General features: G+C 64.9%; 16 protein-coding genes. 7 read left to right on the top strand and 9 right to left on the bottom strand.

Annotated features, from left to right (window positions below; translation table 11 throughout):
• Window positions 1-71 precede the first annotated feature (71 nt).
• A complete protein-coding gene (locus tag JYA52_RS10555) occupies window positions 72-743 on the top strand; it encodes a GntR family transcriptional regulator (protein WP_205653129.1) in 672 nt (223 codons plus the stop codon).
• A 207-nt stretch (window positions 744-950) separates the two neighbouring features.
• On the opposite strand, the gene JYA52_RS10560 is transcribed toward JYA52_RS10555, so the two are convergent.
• From JYA52_RS10560 to JYA52_RS10585, 6 genes are all read right to left on the bottom strand, one after another.
• Window positions 951-1,499: a hypothetical protein gene (locus tag JYA52_RS10560; protein ID WP_205653130.1), complete on the bottom strand. Its 549-nt coding sequence runs from the start codon at window positions 1,497-1,499 to the stop codon at window positions 951-953.
• A gap of 490 nt (window positions 1,500-1,989) precedes the next feature.
• Entirely contained in the window at window positions 1,990-3,528 is a 1,539-nt protein-coding gene (gene arfA / locus JYA52_RS10565; RefSeq protein WP_205653131.1) for an arabinosylfuranosidase ArfA, read from the bottom strand.
• Window positions 3,529-3,583: 55 nt separating this feature from the next.
• Entirely contained in the window at window positions 3,584-4,480 is an 897-nt protein-coding gene (locus JYA52_RS10570) for a carbohydrate ABC transporter permease (protein WP_205653132.1), read from the bottom strand.
• Window positions 4,481-4,482: 2 nt separating this feature from the next.
• Window positions 4,483-5,451 (bottom strand): carbohydrate ABC transporter permease, encoded by a 969-nt coding sequence (locus JYA52_RS10575; protein ID WP_240460180.1) that lies wholly within the window; start codon window positions 5,449-5,451, stop codon window positions 4,483-4,485.
• 27 nt (window positions 5,452-5,478) lie between these two features.
• Complete coding sequence (locus JYA52_RS10580; protein WP_205653133.1) at window positions 5,479-6,810, bottom strand: extracellular solute-binding protein; 1,332 nt, start codon at window positions 6,808-6,810, stop codon at window positions 5,479-5,481.
• A gap of 182 nt (window positions 6,811-6,992) precedes the next feature.
• A complete protein-coding gene (locus JYA52_RS10585; protein WP_205653156.1) occupies window positions 6,993-7,994 on the bottom strand; it encodes a LacI family DNA-binding transcriptional regulator in 1,002 nt (333 codons plus the stop codon).
• Window positions 7,995-8,165: 171 nt separating this feature from the next.
• Here JYA52_RS10585 and JYA52_RS10590 point away from each other — a divergent pair, with 171 nt between their 5' ends.
• Window positions 8,166-9,422, top strand: coding sequence for a D-arabinono-1,4-lactone oxidase (locus tag JYA52_RS10590; protein WP_205653134.1), 1,257 nt, complete (start codon window positions 8,166-8,168; stop codon window positions 9,420-9,422).
• A gap of 72 nt (window positions 9,423-9,494) precedes the next feature.
• Here the strand turns inward: JYA52_RS10590 and hxlA are convergent, their stop codons facing one another.
• Both hxlA and hxlB read right to left on the bottom strand, forming a co-directional pair.
• Window positions 9,495-10,118 (bottom strand): 3-hexulose-6-phosphate synthase, encoded by a 624-nt coding sequence (gene hxlA / locus JYA52_RS10595; RefSeq protein ID WP_205653135.1) that lies wholly within the window; start codon window positions 10,116-10,118, stop codon window positions 9,495-9,497.
• Between the two features lie 65 nt (window positions 10,119-10,183).
• Window positions 10,184-10,786 (bottom strand): 6-phospho-3-hexuloisomerase, encoded by a 603-nt coding sequence (gene hxlB, locus JYA52_RS10600; RefSeq protein WP_205653136.1) that lies wholly within the window; start codon window positions 10,784-10,786, stop codon window positions 10,184-10,186.
• 195 nt (window positions 10,787-10,981) lie between these two features.
• Between hxlB and JYA52_RS10605 the strand changes: the two genes are divergently transcribed.
• The 3 genes from JYA52_RS10605 (at window position 10,982) to JYA52_RS10615 (ending at window position 13,863) form a co-directional block, all read left to right on the top strand.
• Window positions 10,982-12,292, top strand: coding sequence for a helix-turn-helix transcriptional regulator (locus JYA52_RS10605; protein ID WP_372433794.1), 1,311 nt, complete (start codon window positions 10,982-10,984; stop codon window positions 12,290-12,292).
• Window positions 12,293-12,329: 37 nt separating this feature from the next.
• Window positions 12,330-12,902 carry a GNAT family N-acetyltransferase gene (locus JYA52_RS10610; RefSeq protein WP_205653137.1) on the top strand — a complete coding sequence of 191 codons (573 nt, stop codon included), beginning with the start codon at window positions 12,330-12,332 and terminating at the stop codon, window positions 12,900-12,902.
• A gap of 151 nt (window positions 12,903-13,053) precedes the next feature.
• Window positions 13,054-13,863 carry an IclR family transcriptional regulator gene (locus tag JYA52_RS10615; RefSeq protein ID WP_205653138.1) on the top strand — a complete coding sequence of 270 codons (810 nt, stop codon included), beginning with the start codon at window positions 13,054-13,056 and terminating at the stop codon, window positions 13,861-13,863.
• A gap of 35 nt (window positions 13,864-13,898) precedes the next feature.
• On the opposite strand, the gene JYA52_RS10620 is transcribed toward JYA52_RS10615, so the two are convergent.
• Window positions 13,899-15,104: an NAD(P)/FAD-dependent oxidoreductase gene (locus tag JYA52_RS10620; protein ID WP_205653139.1), complete on the bottom strand. Its 1,206-nt coding sequence runs from the start codon at window positions 15,102-15,104 to the stop codon at window positions 13,899-13,901.
• 255 nt (window positions 15,105-15,359) lie between these two features.
• Here JYA52_RS10620 and JYA52_RS10625 point away from each other — a divergent pair, with 255 nt between their 5' ends.
• On the top strand, window positions 15,360-15,710 hold the full coding sequence (locus JYA52_RS10625) for a bifunctional 3-phenylpropionate/cinnamic acid dioxygenase ferredoxin subunit (protein ID WP_205653140.1): 351 nt from the start codon (window positions 15,360-15,362) through the stop codon (window positions 15,708-15,710).
• A 38-nt stretch (window positions 15,711-15,748) separates the two neighbouring features.
• The coding region (locus JYA52_RS10630; RefSeq protein ID WP_205653141.1) for a BCCT family transporter at window positions 15,749-16,759 on the top strand (1,011 nt) is incomplete at its 3' end.

Here is a 16,759-nt window from a genome sequence, read left to right on the forward strand (position 1 = left end):
CACAAGCGAGTCAATAGCCGGAAGCAAAGTGGGTCCCCGCTTCCGATTGATCCAGGATTGGAGCCGCCCCCGTGAATGCCCTCAGTGCTCTTCTTCCCGCAGAGGAGGAAGCACCGTCCCAAGCGGAGGCCGCCTACCGGCAGCTGCGCGACAAGCTGATCATGCTGGACATCCGGCCGGGCGAACCCATCAACGACGGCCAGCTGGCCGCCGAGCTCGGCTTCAGCCGGACGCCTGTGCGCGAGGCGATCAAGCGGCTGGAGGTGGACCACCTGGTGGTTTCCTATCCCCGCCGGGGAACCTTTGCCACCACGGTGGACTTCACGGAACTCGCCGACGTCTCGGAAATCCGGGAGCTGCTGGAACCCCTGGCGGCGCGCCGTGCTGCATCGCGGGCAAGTGCCGCCATGCGCCGCGAGTTACTGGACGTCGCCGAGACCATCGCGGAACTCGCCCCCAACCCCGCAGAGTCCCGCGAACTGATGCGCTACGACCTGATGGTGCACCGCCTGATCTACCGGGCGGCCGCCAACCCGCACCTGGAAGACACCCTGATCCGGTACGACAACCTGGCAACCCGCATCTGGTGCGTGGTCCTGGACAAGGTTCCGTCGGTCAGCGGCCACATCACCGAGCACGTGGACCTGCTGAAGGCCGTGGCGGACGGGGACGCCGACAAGGCAGGTGAGCTCGCCCTGCACCACGTCACGAGCTTCGAAGAAACGATCCGCAAGGTCCTGTAACCCCAGCCCTCCCTCACTTCCCGCCCCCAAAACCCCAACGCTCCCTCACGTGTGAGGGAGCGTACCGCACCACACGGCAAGAAGTGAGGGAGCGTGCCGCGCCACACGGCAGGAAGTGAGGGAGCGTCGGGCAAGCAAACATAGGATCCCCCGGGAGCTCCCGGGGGATCCTTCGCTTACCGAATGCAGCGGGGTAACAGGAGGGGCTTAGCGTCCGCCGCCGCCGATCACGCCCTTCTCCACGGCCTTCGTGACCGAGTCGGCCTCGGTCTGGGTCAGCGTGCCGTCACTGACGGCAGTGTCCAGCCTGGTCTTCAGGGCGGCCGCGCGCTCTGCCTGGGCAGCGGTGCGGATTTCCTCCAGAGCCGCCGTGACCTTCGATTCCTCGACGCCAAGCTTCTCGGCCAGGGATTTGGCCATCGCCGCGTCCAAGGCTGAACGGTCAGGCTTGGTGCCCTCGGCGGGCGGCGTCGTGGGCTTGTTGGCCTCCCGGAACGCCTGAAGCGCCTCGGTCACCTTGGCCTCCTCAACCCCAAGCTTGGAGGCAAGGTCCGCCGCGAGCTGGCCGCGATCCCCCTTGTGTCCTCCGCGCTTGCCGAAGCCGTCGGCGGGCGCGGCAGTGTCTGCCGACGCACTGGCGCTCGGGGTGGGGGTCGGGGTCTCGGCAGCCGACGCCATTCCCGTGACTCCCATTCCGGCACCAAGGGCTAACGCCCCGGCCGCGATGCCCAGCGTGATTCTCTTGCTACGTGACATGTGATGTCTCCTCGATCCGCCGTATGAAACGGCTCTTTGCGGAAGAACGGCTGGTTTGCACCGCCCTTCATACAAAGATGCAGGCCCGAGGTAAGGCACTGCTGTTCGGAACCTGTCGGCCTGCTGTGAATGCGGGCCGGGAGATCATGTCACTGCGCCGAGGCGCCTCAGCGGCGCTTCTTCCAGCGCTTCGGCCACGTCACGTTCAACAGCAGCAATCCCAGCAGGAACGAGTCAACTGTCATGATTGCCGCCATGAGGTAGGCCCAACCGACCATCATGGGTTGTTCACCGCCAGACAAAGGCCCGGGGTGCCGGGGTGCATCAGAATGCACATACTGATCTCCTGACTTGGATCCCCCAGCCACTCGATAGTTCAACAAGTGTGCCACGCCATCGTCCGGGAAGGAACGGCTTTTAGCGACCAATGGTGAGAGAACGACGGCGGGAGGCTCCCGCCGTCGTTCTCTCACCTTTTGCCTGTGAATGGTCAGTTTTTGACCACGTCCAGTTCGATCACGGCCCAGGACAGCGCCGGCAGGGTTGCCCGTAGTTCGGAACCGCTCGCCTTCGCCCCTTCCAGCGGCCGGAGCCCGACGCGGTCCGGGCTGCCCTGCGTGTTGACGGTGAAGCGGTCCCCGCCTTCGGGGATTTCCAGGACCTCGGCACGGAGCACCTGGCGGGCATCAAAACCGCGCAGGGTGACGTCGATGTCCGCGGCTTCCTCGAGGCCGCGGTTTGCGAAGAAGAGCGCCACACGGCCGGTCTCCTCGTTCCACGTTGCGCTGACGTCCACCAGGTCGGTGCCGCCGAAGCGGGCATTGTCGTACTTGTCGGAGTCGACGGAGAGGCGCAGGATCTGGCCCTTCGCCAGTTCGGCCATGCGTGCGAAGGGGTGGAAGATGGTCTGCCGCCAGGCCGGGCCGTTTTCCTCGCTGAAGATCGGGGCGATGACGTTGACCAGCTGCGCCTGGTTGGCGATCTTGACCCGGTCGCCGTGGCGGAGCAGCGAGTTGAGCAGGGTACCCACGACGACGGCGTCGGTCACGTTGTACTTGTCCTCGATGACCCGGGGATGCTCGCGCCAGCCGGCCTTGGCCACCCGGTGCGGCTGGTCTTCGGTATCGAGGCCGCGCTGGTACCAGACGTTCCACTCGTCGAAAGACAGGTTGATGTGCTTCTTGTGCTTTCCCTTGGCGCGGACGGCATCAGCGGTGGCGATGACTGATTCGATGAAATAGTCGGTGTCGACGGCGCTGGCGAGGAAGCTGCCGACGTCGCCGTCATGCTCCTGGTAGTAGGCGTGCATCGAGACGTAATCCACTTCCTCGTACGCGTGGGTCAGCACCGTCTGCTCCCACGCCCCGAACGTCGGCATGCCGGAGTTGGAGCTGCCGCAGGCCACGAGTTCGATGTCCGGGTCCACGAACCGCATGGCTTTGGCGGCCTCCTGGGCCAGCCGGCCGTACTCGTCCGCGGTTTTGTGGCCGATCTGCCAGGGGCCGTCCATTTCATTGCCGAGGCACCACAGCTTGATGTTGAACGGGTCCTTGTGTCCGTTCTTGGCGCGCAGGTCCGACAGATGCGTTCCGCCCGGATGGTTGGCGTACTCCACAATCTCCCGTGCCGCGTCCACTCCCCGGGTGCCCAGGTTGATGGCTTCCATGATTTCGGTCCCCGCCTGCCGGGACCAGTCCACGAACTCGTGCAGTCCGAAGGCGTTGGTTTCCAGGGTGTGCCAGGCGCCGTCGAGCCGCCGGGGCCGGTTTTCCCGGGGACCGACTCCGTCTTCCCAGTTGTAGCCGGAGACGAAGTTCCCGCCGGGGTAGCGGATGACTGTGGCCCCGAGTTCTTTGACGAGCTTGAGCACGTCCTGCCGGAAGCCGTTGTCGTCGGCCTCGGGATGGCCCGGTTCGTAGATTCCGGTGTAGACGCACCGGCCCATGTGCTCAACAAAGGAGCCAAAAAGGCGGCGGGGCACCTCCCCGATGGTGAAGTCTCGGTCCAGGGTGATTCTTGCGCGGGACATGTGGGGTATCTCCTTTTGGTTGGACAGGTTCGTTGAAAGTAATCAAAGGGCCGGTTCAGGTGCCGGCGAGTCCGGTCGTCGCAACGCCCTTGATGATCTGGCGCTGGAAGAACAGGAAAACCAGGATGAGCGGCAAGGCTGCGAGCAGCGCGGATGCCATGTTCTGTGCGTATTGGATGCCGTAGGCGCTTTTGATGGTCTGCAGTCCCACCGGAAGGGTCAGGATGGATCCGTCGTTGGTGGAGATGAAGGGCCAGAGGAAGTTGTTCCATGCGCTGATGAAAACGAAAATGGCGACGGCGGCGAGGATCGGCCGGGAGAGCGGCAGGATGATCTGCATGAAGATCCGCATCCGGCTGGCGCCGTCCATCACCGCAGCCTCCTCGAGTTCACGCGGGATCTGGTCAAAGAACTTCTTGAGCACAAACACCATGGCGGGATGGATGACCTGCGGCAGGATGACCGCCCAGGACGTGTCGATCATGTGCAGCGCCACCATTTGATAGAACAGCGGAATCATCAGCACAGGCGGCGGGATGATGATGGAGGCGATGATCACCGTCATCAGGACTTTCTTGCCCCGGAAGTCGATGCGGGAGAGGGCATAGGCGACCAGCGCGGAGATGGCCAGGGTGATCACGGTGATGGCAGCAGAGGTGTAGAAGGAATTCCACGTCCACAGCGGGATGTTGCCGTCCTGGAACACTTTGACGAAGGCATCCGCGGTAAAGCCCGACGGCGGGAACCAGCTGACCTCCGGCGCTGCGGCGTCGGGCTCGCTCTTGAAGGCCGTGGCCGTGGCCCAGGCGAAGGGAACAAGCCACAGGACCGCAAGGACCGCGGCGACCGCGGTCACTGCGGCCTTGCCGGCCGTGATCTTCCTGCGCGGTTTTCGGAGCGCCGGTCCGGCGGCGGCGTGCGGAGCGGGGCGGGTGAGGGTCTGGGTTGCCATGGTTATGCACTCCTGCGGCGTGTGACGAAGAACTGCATGACCGAGACGATCACGATCAGCCCGAAGAAGATGTAGGACACGGCTGCGGAGTAGCCCAGCCGGTAGCCGGTAAACCCGGTTTCGAAGATGTACTGGACCACCGGCCGGGTTGAGCCGCTGGGGCCGCCGGCCGTCATCTGGTACACCTGATCGAAGATTTTCAGTGATGCAAGGATCTGGAGGAGGACGATCATCACGGTGGTCGGCGCCAGTTGAGGCAAGGTGATGGAGAAGAACTGCCTCCAGGCTCCGGCCCCGTCCAGGGATGCCGCCTCGTAGTGCTGGTGGGGGATGTTCTGCATGGCCGCAAGGTACAGCAGAAAGTTGAACCCGACGGTCCACCACAGCGTGGCGATGACGATGGCCCACATCGCCACATTCGGATCGTTCAGCCATGCCACTTTGGGCAGCCCGATTTTGGACAGGGAATCGTTGATCAGCCCCAGCTGCGGGTTGTACATCCAGGTGAAGAAGAGCGAGACCACCGTCGAGGCGAGCAGGTACGGAGCAAAATACGAGAGCCGCCACAGCCACTGCGCGGGGAGCCCGACGTTCAGCAGGGCCGCCATCACCAGGGCAACGAGCACTAAGGGAACGGTGCTGATCACCGTGAAGTAGAGCGTGTTGCCCAGGGAACGCCACATGTCCGCATCGGCCAGGGCCTCAGCGTAGTTGGCCAAACCGATCAGGCTGTCGTTGGCACCGGTGAGGGACTTGCCGGTCAGGCTCATGAACAGCCCGTACAGAATGGGCCAGACGAGGAAGACCAGGAAGAACGCCAGGAACGGGGCGGCGAAGCCCCAGCCGGTCAGGTTGTCCCTGGTTCGGCGCGGACTGGACGGGGCCGCACCGGACGTTGTCAGTCGGCGCCCGGCGGGACTCGAGGGCGCCGTACGCCCAGCGCCGCGGCGGGATGTTGTTAAGGAACTCATCAGGGACTCCTTTGTCACTCGGGTGGCTCAAACCGGATTGGGCCGGAAGAGAAGCGTGTTGGTGCGGCGCACGAAGGCGTCCCAGCCGTCGGCAGCCTTGTCGCGGCCGAGGAGCACGTTCTGCACGTTCTCCGCGAAGTACGTTTGCCAGTCCGAACCGGAGCCGCTGAACCACGACTCGGGGTCGTAGGTGATGATGTCCGCCGCGTTGGCGTAGTGAATCTGCGGGGTGAGTTCCCGGTACGCCTGCGACTTCACAATCGGCTGATATGCCGGGATGTGTCCGGCCTCGGCCCACGACAGCGACCCCTTGAGGACATCGCTCACGAACTTGTACACGCTGCGCCGCTTCTCGTCGTCGTCGTTCAACTGGCGGGGCAGGACGAAGGAATGCGAGTCGGCATAGGACGCCGGGGTCCCGTAGAGCGTGGGGATGGTCGCCGCGTCGACGGGCAACCCGGCCTTCTTCAGGGTGGGAAGTTCCCAGACGCCGCTGAAGAGCATGCCGGAACTGCCGCGGGCAAATTCGGCGATGCCCGTGCTGATGTCCCCGCTCTTGGCAGCGACGGTGTCGTCGAACAGGGACGCCATGAACTCCAGGGACTCAACCGCCGCATCCCTGTCGGCCTGCATCGGCTGCCCGGGGGTGAGTTCCATGTCCACACCGTGCTGCTTGTAGAGGGTGTAGAAAAGACGCCACATCTGGGACCCGCTGCCGAGGTAGCCGAAGGACAGGCCGTGCGCCTTGGTCACCTTCTGCATCTCGCGGGCCATCCCGAGGAACTCCCGCGGCGAGCTCACGTCCTGCAGCTGCCCGTTCGCGGAAAGGACTCCGGCTTTTGCCGCAACGTCGGTGTTGTAGAACATGACGAAAGGATGGGAGTCCAGGGCGATGGAAAAAACCCGGCCGTTCTGTTGGCTCTTGTCCCAGATCCTCGGTGCGAAGCTCTCCGGCGTCACGCCGTGTTCGGCCAGCAAGGACATGTCCCAGGGGTCGATGAGCCCGCCCGGCGCGTAGCCGGGCACCCGGCTGGCGTGCATGATGGCCAGTTCCGGAGGACGGCCGCCGGCAGACGCCATGGCCAGCTTTGTGTAGTAGGGAGGCCCCCACGCCAGCACGGTTGGATGAACGGTGAAACCGGGATTGCCCTGGTTCGCCTTGCTGATCATTGCCTGCATCTTGATGCCGTCACCGCCGGACAGCAGGTGCCAGAACGCGATGTCCTGCACTGCGGCATTGGCACTTCCGCCGCAGCCGGTGAGGCCGGCCGCCGCGAGCATGCCGCCGAGGACGGCCGAACCTGCCAGTAACTGCCGCCGGTTCAGTTGTTTCCCGGCAAGAGAATCAAATTGCTTCACCCGTCACTCCTTTGGATGGGTCCGCTGAAAAGTAGTCCTTGTGGCACACCAACCTCGCTGATCCTGCTCTTTCCGCACGGGACGAGCCGGGCCCGGTGTGACGCAGGCCCCACTTTACATCGATGTAATAACGGCCACAAGGAAAAATTGTTAGCGCCAACAATCTGATAGCGCTGGCTCGATTAGAGGCGAGTGCTGTCCCGTTCCACAATCCTGTAGTCAACAGTCGCCACCCGTTGCCCGCCCGCACGGTCCGCCATCCGCTCGGTGAGCAGACGCAGCGCTTCGCTGGCTATTTGCCGCTTGTCGAAGGAGACAGTCGTCAGTGACGGCACGGCATACTGCCCGTCCGCGATGTCGTCGAACCCCGCTACGGCTACATCAGCCGGAACGCTGATTCCCCGCTTCCACAGCACGCTGAGCGCACCGATGGCCATGGAGTCGGTGAAACAGAACAGCGCGTCGGGGACCGGATGGGAGTCCAGGTACGAGGTGAGCGCGGCCGCGGCCGTCTGCGGCGTCCACTTTTCGCAGGGAATCAGCAGCGAGTCGTCCCGGTCAATGCCCAGCTCGTCGAGTGCCGCCTGATAACCGCGGGTGCGCAGGATCGCTGCGGCCGAGCTTCGGCCCTCGGCAGTTCCGAGCACTGCGATGCGACGCCGCCCGGTCCTGGCAAGTGCCAGCGTCATGTCGCGGGCAGCAGCAACGCTGTCCACCCACACGCGGTCAGCCAGCTTTTGGGATACCTCCCCCAGCAGGACCACCGGGGGCAGCGAGACGCCCACCTTGACGGCGCTCTCGTCCAGCACCACCGGATTGAGGATGAGGCCATCAACCAGATTGGACCGGGCGCGGGACATGAGTTCGTATTCGCGCTGCGGATCGGATCCGGTTTCCTCGATCTGGACGCTCCAGCCCTGCTCGTGCGCAACTTCCACCACGTTGTGCGCAATTTCCGCGGAGTAGGGGGTGGCCAGGTCCGGCAGCGCCAAGGCAATGACGCCCGACCTGCCGTTGCGCAGGCCGCGGGCGGAGAGGTTGGGCACATAGTCGAGTTCGACCATGGCCTGCTCCACCCTGAGTCTGGTGGATCCACTGACCGGAACGACGCCGTTCATCACGTTCGAGACAGTCTTGGGGGAAACGCCGGCACGACGCGCGACGTCCTTGACGGTTGCGCGCACTGCTCCCCTTTCGTGGTTCCCGGGCCGAGGCCAGCCGCCGACGGCTGCTGGCGCACTGTTGCTGATGATGTTACCGTCCGCCCCGCCGGCCCAGCGGCGGAAGCGTCTTGACACGGAGAATTGTTAGCGTTCACAGTTGGGTGACAGCCATGCCGACCGGAAAGCCGACGAATGAAGAACTGGGCAGGAAACCTGAACTACGCATCAACGGACGTCAGGCGGCCAGAGTCGGTGGCCGAACTCGCCGAACTGATAGCGGGCGCCCGACGGGTCAAGGCCCTGGGATCGCGGCACTCCTTCAACCGCGTGGGGGACACCGACGGCGTCCACGTGCTGCTGGACGCCCTGCCGCAGCACATCGAACTGGACCGGGAACGGCAGACGGTGCGCGTCACCGGCGGAGTGAGTTACGGTGCGCTGTGCCGCACCTTGGAACAATCGGGCGCCGCCATCCATAATCTGGCGTCGCTGCCCCACATTTCCGTCGCAGGAGCAGTTCAAACCGGCACCCACGGCTCTGGCGTGAACAACCCTTCCCTGGCCGGAGCGGTAGTGGGCATTGACTTGATCAGGCCCTCCGGTGAGCAGGTTTCGCTCTCGCACGGGGACGGGGATGAGTTCCTGGGAAGCGTAGTGGGCCTGGGTGCCCTTGGCATCGTCACCGGCCTCGAGCTCGCCGTCAGGCCTAGCTTCCGGATGCGCCAGCGCGTTCTGGAGAACCTGCCGTGGGAACGGGCCCTGGCCGACTTCACACCGCTGGTATCCAGCGCCTACAGCGTGAGCCTGTTTACCGACTACGCGGGCGATGCCATCAGCCAGGTCTGGCTCAAGGCCCTGGATTCCGAGCCTCCCAATCGGGACCGGTTTGGAGCCGCGCCCGCCACACGCCCGCGGCACCCGCTGCCTGGCATGTCGGGCGAGAACTGCACCGTCCAGATGGATGAGCCCGGACCCTGGCTGGACCGGCTGCCGCACTTCCGCCACGAGTTCACGCCCAGCAAAGGCGAGGAACTGCAGAGCGAATTCATACTGCCGCTGGAGCACGCGCCTGCCGCCCTCGAGGCGGTGCGGAGCCTGGCGGACAAACTTGCGCCGCTGCTGTTCGTCTCAGAAATCCGGACGGGCGCCGCAGACGAGTTCTGGCTCAGCCCCTTCTACCGGCAGCAGAGTGTGGCCCTGCATTTCACCTGGAAGCCGCTGCAGCAGGAGGTGGAAGCGGTTCTTCCTCGGCTCGAAGACCTGCTGCGGCCGTTCGGGGCAAGACCGCACTGGGGCAAGCTTTTCACGCCCGGCGGCCACGACTGGGAATCGCTCTACCCGCGCTTTGCCGATTTCCGGCTGCTGGCAGCGGCACACGATCCGGCGGGCAAGTTCCGCAACGGGCTGCTGGACAGCCTCCTCGGCGTCCCGGCGGTGAGCGCACCTTAAACCAGCGAATCCGCCGTCACCGTAAGGCGACGGCGGATTCGCATCCGGCCTGTCGGTTGAAACCGCCCGAAACTAGATAATGGCGGCGCGCAGTTCCTTGGCGGCAAGTGCGGGGTCCGCTGCGCTGTAGATGGAACCGCCGACGACGGCGACGTCCGCGCCGGCGCGCTGCACGGCGTTGATGGTGGAGATGTTCACGCCACCGGCCACGGAGAACGGCACCCGGGCTTCCTCGCCGGCGCTGAGCAGCACATCCAGGTCATAGCCCGGCTTGGCCTGCTCATCCAGGCCCGCGTGCATCTCCACGAACTTCGCACCCAGCGCGCGGGCTTCCTTGGCGCGGGTCACCTTGTCCTCAACGCCGATCAGGTCAACGACGACGCCCTTGTTGTGCGCCTTGGCTGCCTTGACTGCACCGGCGATGGTGGAGTCGTCGGCACCGCCGAGGACCGAGACGAGGTCTGCGCCGGCGCTGAAGGCGATGTCGGCTTCGAGTTCGCCGGCGTCCATGGTCTTCAGGTCGGCGAAGACGATCTTGTCCGGGTGGGCGGTCTTCACGGCGGTCACGGCGGACAGCCCGGCGTTCTTCACCAGCGGGGTGCCGAGCTCAATGATGTCCACGTATTCGGCGACCTTGCCGGCGAGCTCCAGGGCGGCTTCGACGGTCAGGACATCCATGGCGACTTGCAGTTTCATAGGTGATTCTCTTTTCTCTTTGGATTGAGGCTGGTTCTTGGTGGTGGTCAGGGACGAAGGGACGGCTATTCGAGGTTCGCGTGCCGCTGCCAGAGTTCCTCCGGGGATGCCGCGTCCTCGTCCCACAGGCTTTGGAACACCGCTTCGGTGGTGGCAAACAGCACCTGCTCGAACAGGCTTCCCGAGTACTGCCGCGACAAAGCGGAGCCGTGGTCCGTCTTTTGAGCGGCGGGGATGAGTACGACGGCGGAGGCTGCCTTGGCGAGCGGGGAACCGGCGTTTGTGGTGTAGACGGCGATCCGCGCGCCCTGCGCGGCGGCGGTCTCCGCCGCCTTGACGACGCCGGCGGTGGTGCCCGAACCCGACGCCGCGAGGAGCAGGTCTCCGGAGCGGATGGCGGGTGCGGTGATCTCCCCCACGACATGCACGTTCAGCCCGAGGTGCATCAGCCGCATGGCGGCCATCTTCAGGACGAGGCCGCTCCGCCCCGCGCCGGTCACGAAGATCCTGTCGGCCAGCCTCAGTTCGGTGACCAGGGCCGCGACCTGCGCCGGATCGACGCGCTGGAACACTGCGCTGATTTCGTCCTGGACAAGGGTCCGGTTGCGGTCAAAGGACCGGGATACATCGGCCAGGGCGGCCGGACCGGATTCTGAGACGACGCTCATTGGCAGGTTCCTCCTTCAAGAAAGTTGTTACCTATTCATCCTCGCCTGCCTGTTGGGTGGGTCCAACGCTTTGATCGGACGGTTATAACCACCCAAAGGGGTAGGCAAATCCGCAAGACACCGTAAACTGGGCAGGTGGTAACCTCCGTCGAAGCCTCCGAAGCCCCTCCCCCACCCCTGCTGCCCGATGCAGGGCTGCTAAATTTGAGCACGTTCGTCCTCAACGCGCAGCCGCTGCTGGACGCCATCGCCGCGCTGTCCACTGCGCCGCTGGCCACCATCGCGGCACGGCTGCGGGACGCCACACTCCCCTATGTGCGCAGCAGTGCCCTGGTCATCTTCACCGAGGACTGCACCGGCCGGCCGCAGAAGAAGGCAGGCGACGAAGCCATCATCAGCCGCGTGTCCATTGCCGAACTTGACCACATCCGGGCATCGGTGTCCGGCGAAGGCCTGCCAGGTGAAGGCAGCTCCGGCCCCCCATGGCTCGGCGAAGCCGTGCTCGGCGGCGTGAAACGCCCGGTCCTGGCCCTTTCCTCACCGAGCAACGCGCTGCTGGTCCTCGCCGATCCGCAGCCCCTGCCGGATCCCGCCGACCGGGCCCCTGCTGAGCGCCTGCTCCGTTACCTTTGGACGCTGGCCGCCGAGCGGATCCGGGAGAAGGTGGCGGATGCACCGCCGTCGTACCTCATTGAGTCCCGCGCGGCCTCGGCCGAGCGGGTGAGGGTGACAGCCGAACTCGTGGACAGGCACTCCACCACCCTCGAAACCCTGCTCGCCGCGCTGCGTTCCCCGGCCCTTGCCGATGACGCTGCGCGCAAGGCGGCCACGGAATCCGCGGCCAAGGCCCTGGTGGGACTTCGGACGCTGAGCGACCGCACCAACGAACTGGTGGAGGAACCCGTCTCTTCGGCGTTCCAGCGCCTCCGCGAGGATCTGAAACCGCTGATGCACTTCAGCGGCATTGACGTCCAGTTCATCGAACCTCCCGTCAACGGCCGCGCCCTGCCCGGCGAGGTGGCCCACGCCGCCCGGGCGATCGTCCGCGGTCTGGTGCTCGCCATGGTGGACCAAGGCGGGGTGCGCCGGATCCGGACGCAGTGGGATTGCGACGGAGAGAACCTGCTGGTCAACGTGCGCGACGACGGTCCGGGCGAACTGTCCGGAGAGGCACCGAACATGGCCCGCCTCGGTCACCGGGTGGAAGCCCTGAACGGCCGCATGTCGGTCGATGTGATGCCGGGCTGGGGCGCCGACGTCGCCGTTGCCATCCCGCTCGACCCGCCGGCGCGCCAGATCGCCGACGTTTCCGAATGGAAGCTCGGCGACCGCGAACTGGAGGTGCTCCAGCTGCTGGCCGCCGGGCAGCGGAACCGGGCCATCGCCGGGAAACTGCACATCAGCGAGAACACGGTGAAGTTCCACCTGCGGAACATCTTCCGGAAGGTGGGAGCGTCCTCCCGCACGGAAGCCATCGCGATGGCCCACAGCAAGGGCCTCCGGTAGGCGGAAGCCGGAGCTTCGAGCGGAAGGACGGGACTCCATGGCGATCGATGTCCGCCCGGCAGGCCGGTTCGAGGACGTTAAGGCAATGGTCGGACCGAAGCGGCCGGATGCCAACGTGTGCTGGTGCCTGAGCTACCGCATCCCCTCCAAGCAGCACCTCGAACTGCACGGAACCGAGCGCGGCGAAATGATGAAGCAACTGGTGGCGCAGGATCCGCCGCCCGGCGTCCTCGCCTACGACGGTGACGAAGTGGTGGGCTGGGCAGCCGTCCATCCGCGTGCCGACACCAGCTTTGCCCGCAACCGCAAGATTCCGCACGTGGACGACCTCGATGTGTGGTCTGTGTGGTGCATCCGGGTGCGGCCCGGGCACCGCGGCAGTGGCATCTCGCATCATCTGCTGCAGGGCGCCGTCGACTTTGCCAGGAGCTACGGCGCGCCCGCCATCGAGGGCTACCCCGTGGACAACCTAGGCCACAAGGTGGATCTCACGATGGCCTACGTCGGCACACGGGCGCTCTTCGAGGGCGCCGGGTTCACCAAAGCTGCGGACACGGACTCCGTCATCAACGGCTTCCCGCGCGTGCTGATGCGTCTTAGCCTGCGCTGACATCCCGCCCGGCCCCGTCAAGCCGCTTACCGCAATGTCGGCCGAGTCACACTTGCCGGACTAGGATCGAACTGTGCAAAGAGACCAGAGGACGCTGCGGCGGCCTTGTGGCAGGTAAGCGGGCCGCAGAAATTACTTGAGAGTATGGAGCATGGCTTCGAAGACTGACCCTGAATCTGAGATCGACAGCGAGGCAGCCCAACACGGCGGCGTCCAGTCGGTAGACCGCGCCCTCGCAGTCCTGGAGATCCTGGCCCGGGACGGCCACGCCGGCGTGAGCGACATAGCCGAGGAGATGGGCATCCACAAGTCCACCGTGTCCCGGCTGCTCGGGTCCCTGGTCAGCAGGGACATCGTCCACCAGAACAGTGAACGCGGAAAGTACCAGCTCGGCTTCGGCATCCTGCGCCTGGCCAGCTCCATCCCCGGCCGGCTGAGCCTGGTCCGCGAAGCCCGGCCCGTGCTGGAAGGCCTGGCGGACCAGTTCAAGGAAACCGTGAACCTGGCCGTGCTGCGCTCGAACTACGCAGTGAACGTTGACCAGGCCATGGGCCCCTCCACGCTGGCCACGTACGACTGGGTGGGCAGCCTGACGCCGCTGCACGCCACGTCCAGCGGCAAGATCCTGTTGGCAGCACTGTCCGCGGACGACCGCGACAGGATCCTGAAAGAGACAGGGCTCCCTGCCCGCACGCCGCGGACCATCACCAGCCGGGACAAACTCGACGAACAGCTCCTCGACGTCGTCGGGAACGGCTATGCGGTGACCCTGGAGGAATTCGAGATCGGGCTGAAATCCATGGCGGTGCCGGTGTACAACCATGTTGGATCGGTGATCGGAGCCATCAGCATCTCCGGCCCCGCCTTCCGCTTCGATCCCGAAAAGACACCGGGACTCCTCGAGGCGCTGAAGGAGGCCGGGCTGCAGATCAGCGCGAACATGGGGTACACCCGGCGCTAGACGAACGCTGGTTGAGCCTGTGGGGCACCTGCTGCTTAATGCGCCGCCGTGGCAACCAGGCCGGGCTGGCCCTCCGGCTTGGGCGCCGGAGCTGCCAGGTTGCGCCGCCACCTGGCGAACAGCCGTGGCTGGTTCATTCCCAGCACCGCAACGGCGTCGTCGCCGCGGTAATACACGGCAAGGAAGCTGTGCTCCTGGGGATCACCCTCTTCTACTTCCACACGGTCGTAGCCGGAGGAATGACCGGCGAACTGGATCTTGACGCCGTGCTGGTCAGACCAGAAATACGGCGGCTTCGACGGCTGCTCCGGAGCATTGCTGTCCAAGAGGGCCTGAACGGCCAGCGCCGCGCGCTCCAGGGCGCCCGTCCAATGCTCCACCCGCCGGTGGCCTCCACGGGCCTTATCGAACCAGGCAGCGCAGTCACCGACGGCGACGATGCCCGGAACGTTGGTGCGGCCCATGGCATCGCACAGCACGCCCGAGCCGAGCTCGACTCCGGATCCTTCCAGCCACTCCGTGTTCGGTTCCGCGCCAATACCCACCACGACGACGTCCGTTTCCAGGTGCCGGCCGTCAGCCAGTGTGAGCCCGGAGATGACGCCCTCGCCAGTATGGAATTCTTCGATGACGGCACCGCAAATGAGATTGACGCCGTTGGCCCGGTGCAGCTTGGCGACCACGTCCCCCATGTCCTGCCCGAGTTGCGCCGTAAACGGAACGGGGGCGTTGTTGATCATGGTCACCTCCATTCCCCGTGACGCAGCGGCGGAGGCTACTTCCGCGCCGATAAAGCCGGCGCCGATAACCGTCATGCGGGCGCCCGGCACCAGCCGCGGCGTCAATCCTTGGGCATCGGCGATGGTCCGAAGGTAAAAAACATTCTCAAGCCCTTCCAGGGCCGGCAGCTTCCGGGCGCGCGCGCCGGTCGCTATCACGATGCCGTCGGCACTGACGGAGCTGCCGTCGTGCAGCCGAACGGTCCGTGGAGCTACATCCAAGCCAATCGCTCCGCCTCCGAGGAGCCACTCCGCCTGCAACCCGTCATCGTCCGTCTCCAGGAAGAGGTCTTCGGACGTGATGGTACCGAGCAGAAAATCCTTGGATAGCGGGGGCCTGTCATAAGGACGGTGGTGCTCATCGCCAATGATGAGCAACCTTCCCGTGAAGCCTTGGGCGCGGGCGGCCCTGGCGGCGGAGAGGCCGGCCAGCGAGGCTCCGACGATCGCAAGCGTCTGCATAATCTCCCACTTCTAATTGCTGTATACGCAACATGAATCGCTATATGCAACAGCGTGAGGGATGCCACACTGGCCTGTCAACCTTCGCCGACACAGAGTAAAAGGGTAGGTAACGGCTAAAAAAAGCTTGACATCGCGTGTGGCCGAGCGCACTCTGTTGCATAACGCGAAGTCTGTTGATTCTTCCGGAACAAAAAGACGCGGCGCCGTTCACAGCCCGCACAATCTCATCCTCTATCAAAAAAGAGGTGCTCCATGCACAAGGCCTGCCCCCTCAGCGAACTCGCTCCTGGAGAGGCGCTGCGCCTGGATACCGCCCCGCCCATCGCTGTCTTCCACACGGAAGAAGGCGAGCTTTTCGCCATCGACGACACGTGCACGCACCAGGATGCTTCCCTGGCCGACGGATATGTTGAGGATTGCTGGGTCGAATGCCCGCTGCACGCCTCCAAGTTCAACCTCCGTACTGGTTCAGTAGACGCGCCCCCGGCCAAACTGCCGGTCCGCCACCACGAGGTCAAGGTTGTTGACGGCGACATTATGGTCATCGAATCCGACGAGGCGCCCAACCTGCCTCCGGGACTGACAGCCGAAGGCCATATCTAAGCCCGACCCATGACACTCGCCGAGCAAAGGACCCGCTCATGGCAACAAATAGTGACGTCAAACCAACACCTGAACAGTTGCCCGCCGGCGACAAGCCGGAAGAGGTAGCCCTCCAGCCGGAAACAGCAGCAACGAGCCTGCCCGACTCCGAAGAGTACGAACAGATTCTCCAGGAGCTGCGACAGACCGAAGCTGAACAGGCGGCCGGTCTGGGCAGGCGCCGCTCCCTCCCCCTTGATAAGACAACGTTCGGCATCACGGGCGTGCTGGCTCTCGCCTTCGTCATCTGGGGCTTTTCCGGGAGGGAGAGCCTGGCAACAACATCCCAGAACGCCCTCAATTGGGTGATGCAGTACACCGGCTGGCTGTTTATGGGCCTGGCCTCCCTCTTTGTCGTTTTCGTGCTGTGGCTTGCCCTTGGCAAGTTCGGCAACATCCCACTGGGCAAGGACGGCGAGAAACCCGAATTCCGCACCGTGTCCTGGGTCGCCATGATGTTTGCCGCCGGCATGGGCATCGGGCTCATGTTCTATGGCGTGGCCGAGCCGCTGTACCACTATGTTTCGCCCCCGCCCGGAACAGTGGACGGCCGCACGCCCGATGCCATCCAGACCGCCATGGCTACGTCCATCTTCCACTGGACCCTGCACCCCTGGGCGATGTACGCCGTGGTGGGCATCGCCATGGCCTACGGCACCTACCGCCTCGGCCGCAGGCAGCTGATCTCAGCCGCCTTCACCTCGCTCTTCGGCGTCCGGACGGTCGAAGGTCCGGTCGGGAAATTCATCAACATCCTGGCCATCTTCGCCACGCTCTTCGGCACCGCCGCATCCCTGGGCCTGGGCGCGCTGCAGATCGGCAGCGGCATGACCTCCAACGGCTGGGTAGGAGAGGCCGGCACGCCGTTCCTCGTGGGGATCGTCGCCATCCTGACAACCTGCTTCGTCGCCTCCGCCGTTTCCGGCATCAGCCGCGGCATCCAGTGGCTCTCCAACATCAACATGGTGCTGGCCGTCATCCTGGCCCTCACCGTCTTCGTCGCAGGACCC

This window comes from Arthrobacter pascens (assembly GCF_017052465.1).
Taxonomy (GTDB): Bacteria; Actinomycetota; Actinomycetes; order Actinomycetales; family Micrococcaceae; genus Arthrobacter; species Arthrobacter pascens.

Bases quoted from the DNA above. Each gene is read 5' to 3' on its own strand.
- JYA52_RS10560 (WP_205653130.1), bottom strand. From the start codon at position 1,499: ATGTCACGTAGCAAGAGAATCACGCTGGGCATCGCGGCCGGGGCGTTA.
- JYA52_RS10575 (WP_240460180.1), bottom strand. From the start codon at position 5,451: ATGAGTTCCTTAACAACATCCCGCCGCGGCGCTGGGCGTACGGCGCCC.
- JYA52_RS10590 (WP_205653134.1), top strand. From the start codon at position 8,166: ATGAAGAACTGGGCAGGAAACCTGAACTACGCATCAACGGACGTCAGG.
- JYA52_RS10625 (WP_205653140.1), top strand. From the start codon at position 15,360: ATGCACAAGGCCTGCCCCCTCAGCGAACTCGCTCCTGGAGAGGCGCTG.
- hxlB (WP_205653136.1), bottom strand. From the start codon at position 10,786: ATGAGCGTCGTCTCAGAATCCGGTCCGGCCGCCCTGGCCGATGTATCC.
- JYA52_RS10615 (WP_205653138.1), top strand. From the start codon at position 13,054: ATGGCTTCGAAGACTGACCCTGAATCTGAGATCGACAGCGAGGCAGCC.
- JYA52_RS10570 (WP_205653132.1), bottom strand. From the start codon at position 4,480: ATGGCAACCCAGACCCTCACCCGCCCCGCTCCGCACGCCGCCGCCGGA.
- JYA52_RS10610 (WP_205653137.1), top strand. From the start codon at position 12,330: ATGGCGATCGATGTCCGCCCGGCAGGCCGGTTCGAGGACGTTAAGGCA.
- arfA (WP_205653131.1), bottom strand. From the start codon at position 3,528: ATGTCCCGCGCAAGAATCACCCTGGACCGAGACTTCACCATCGGGGAG.
- hxlA (WP_205653135.1), bottom strand. From the start codon at position 10,118: ATGAAACTGCAAGTCGCCATGGATGTCCTGACCGTCGAAGCCGCCCTG.
- JYA52_RS10620 (WP_205653139.1), bottom strand. From the start codon at position 15,104: ATGCAGACGCTTGCGATCGTCGGAGCCTCGCTGGCCGGCCTCTCCGCC.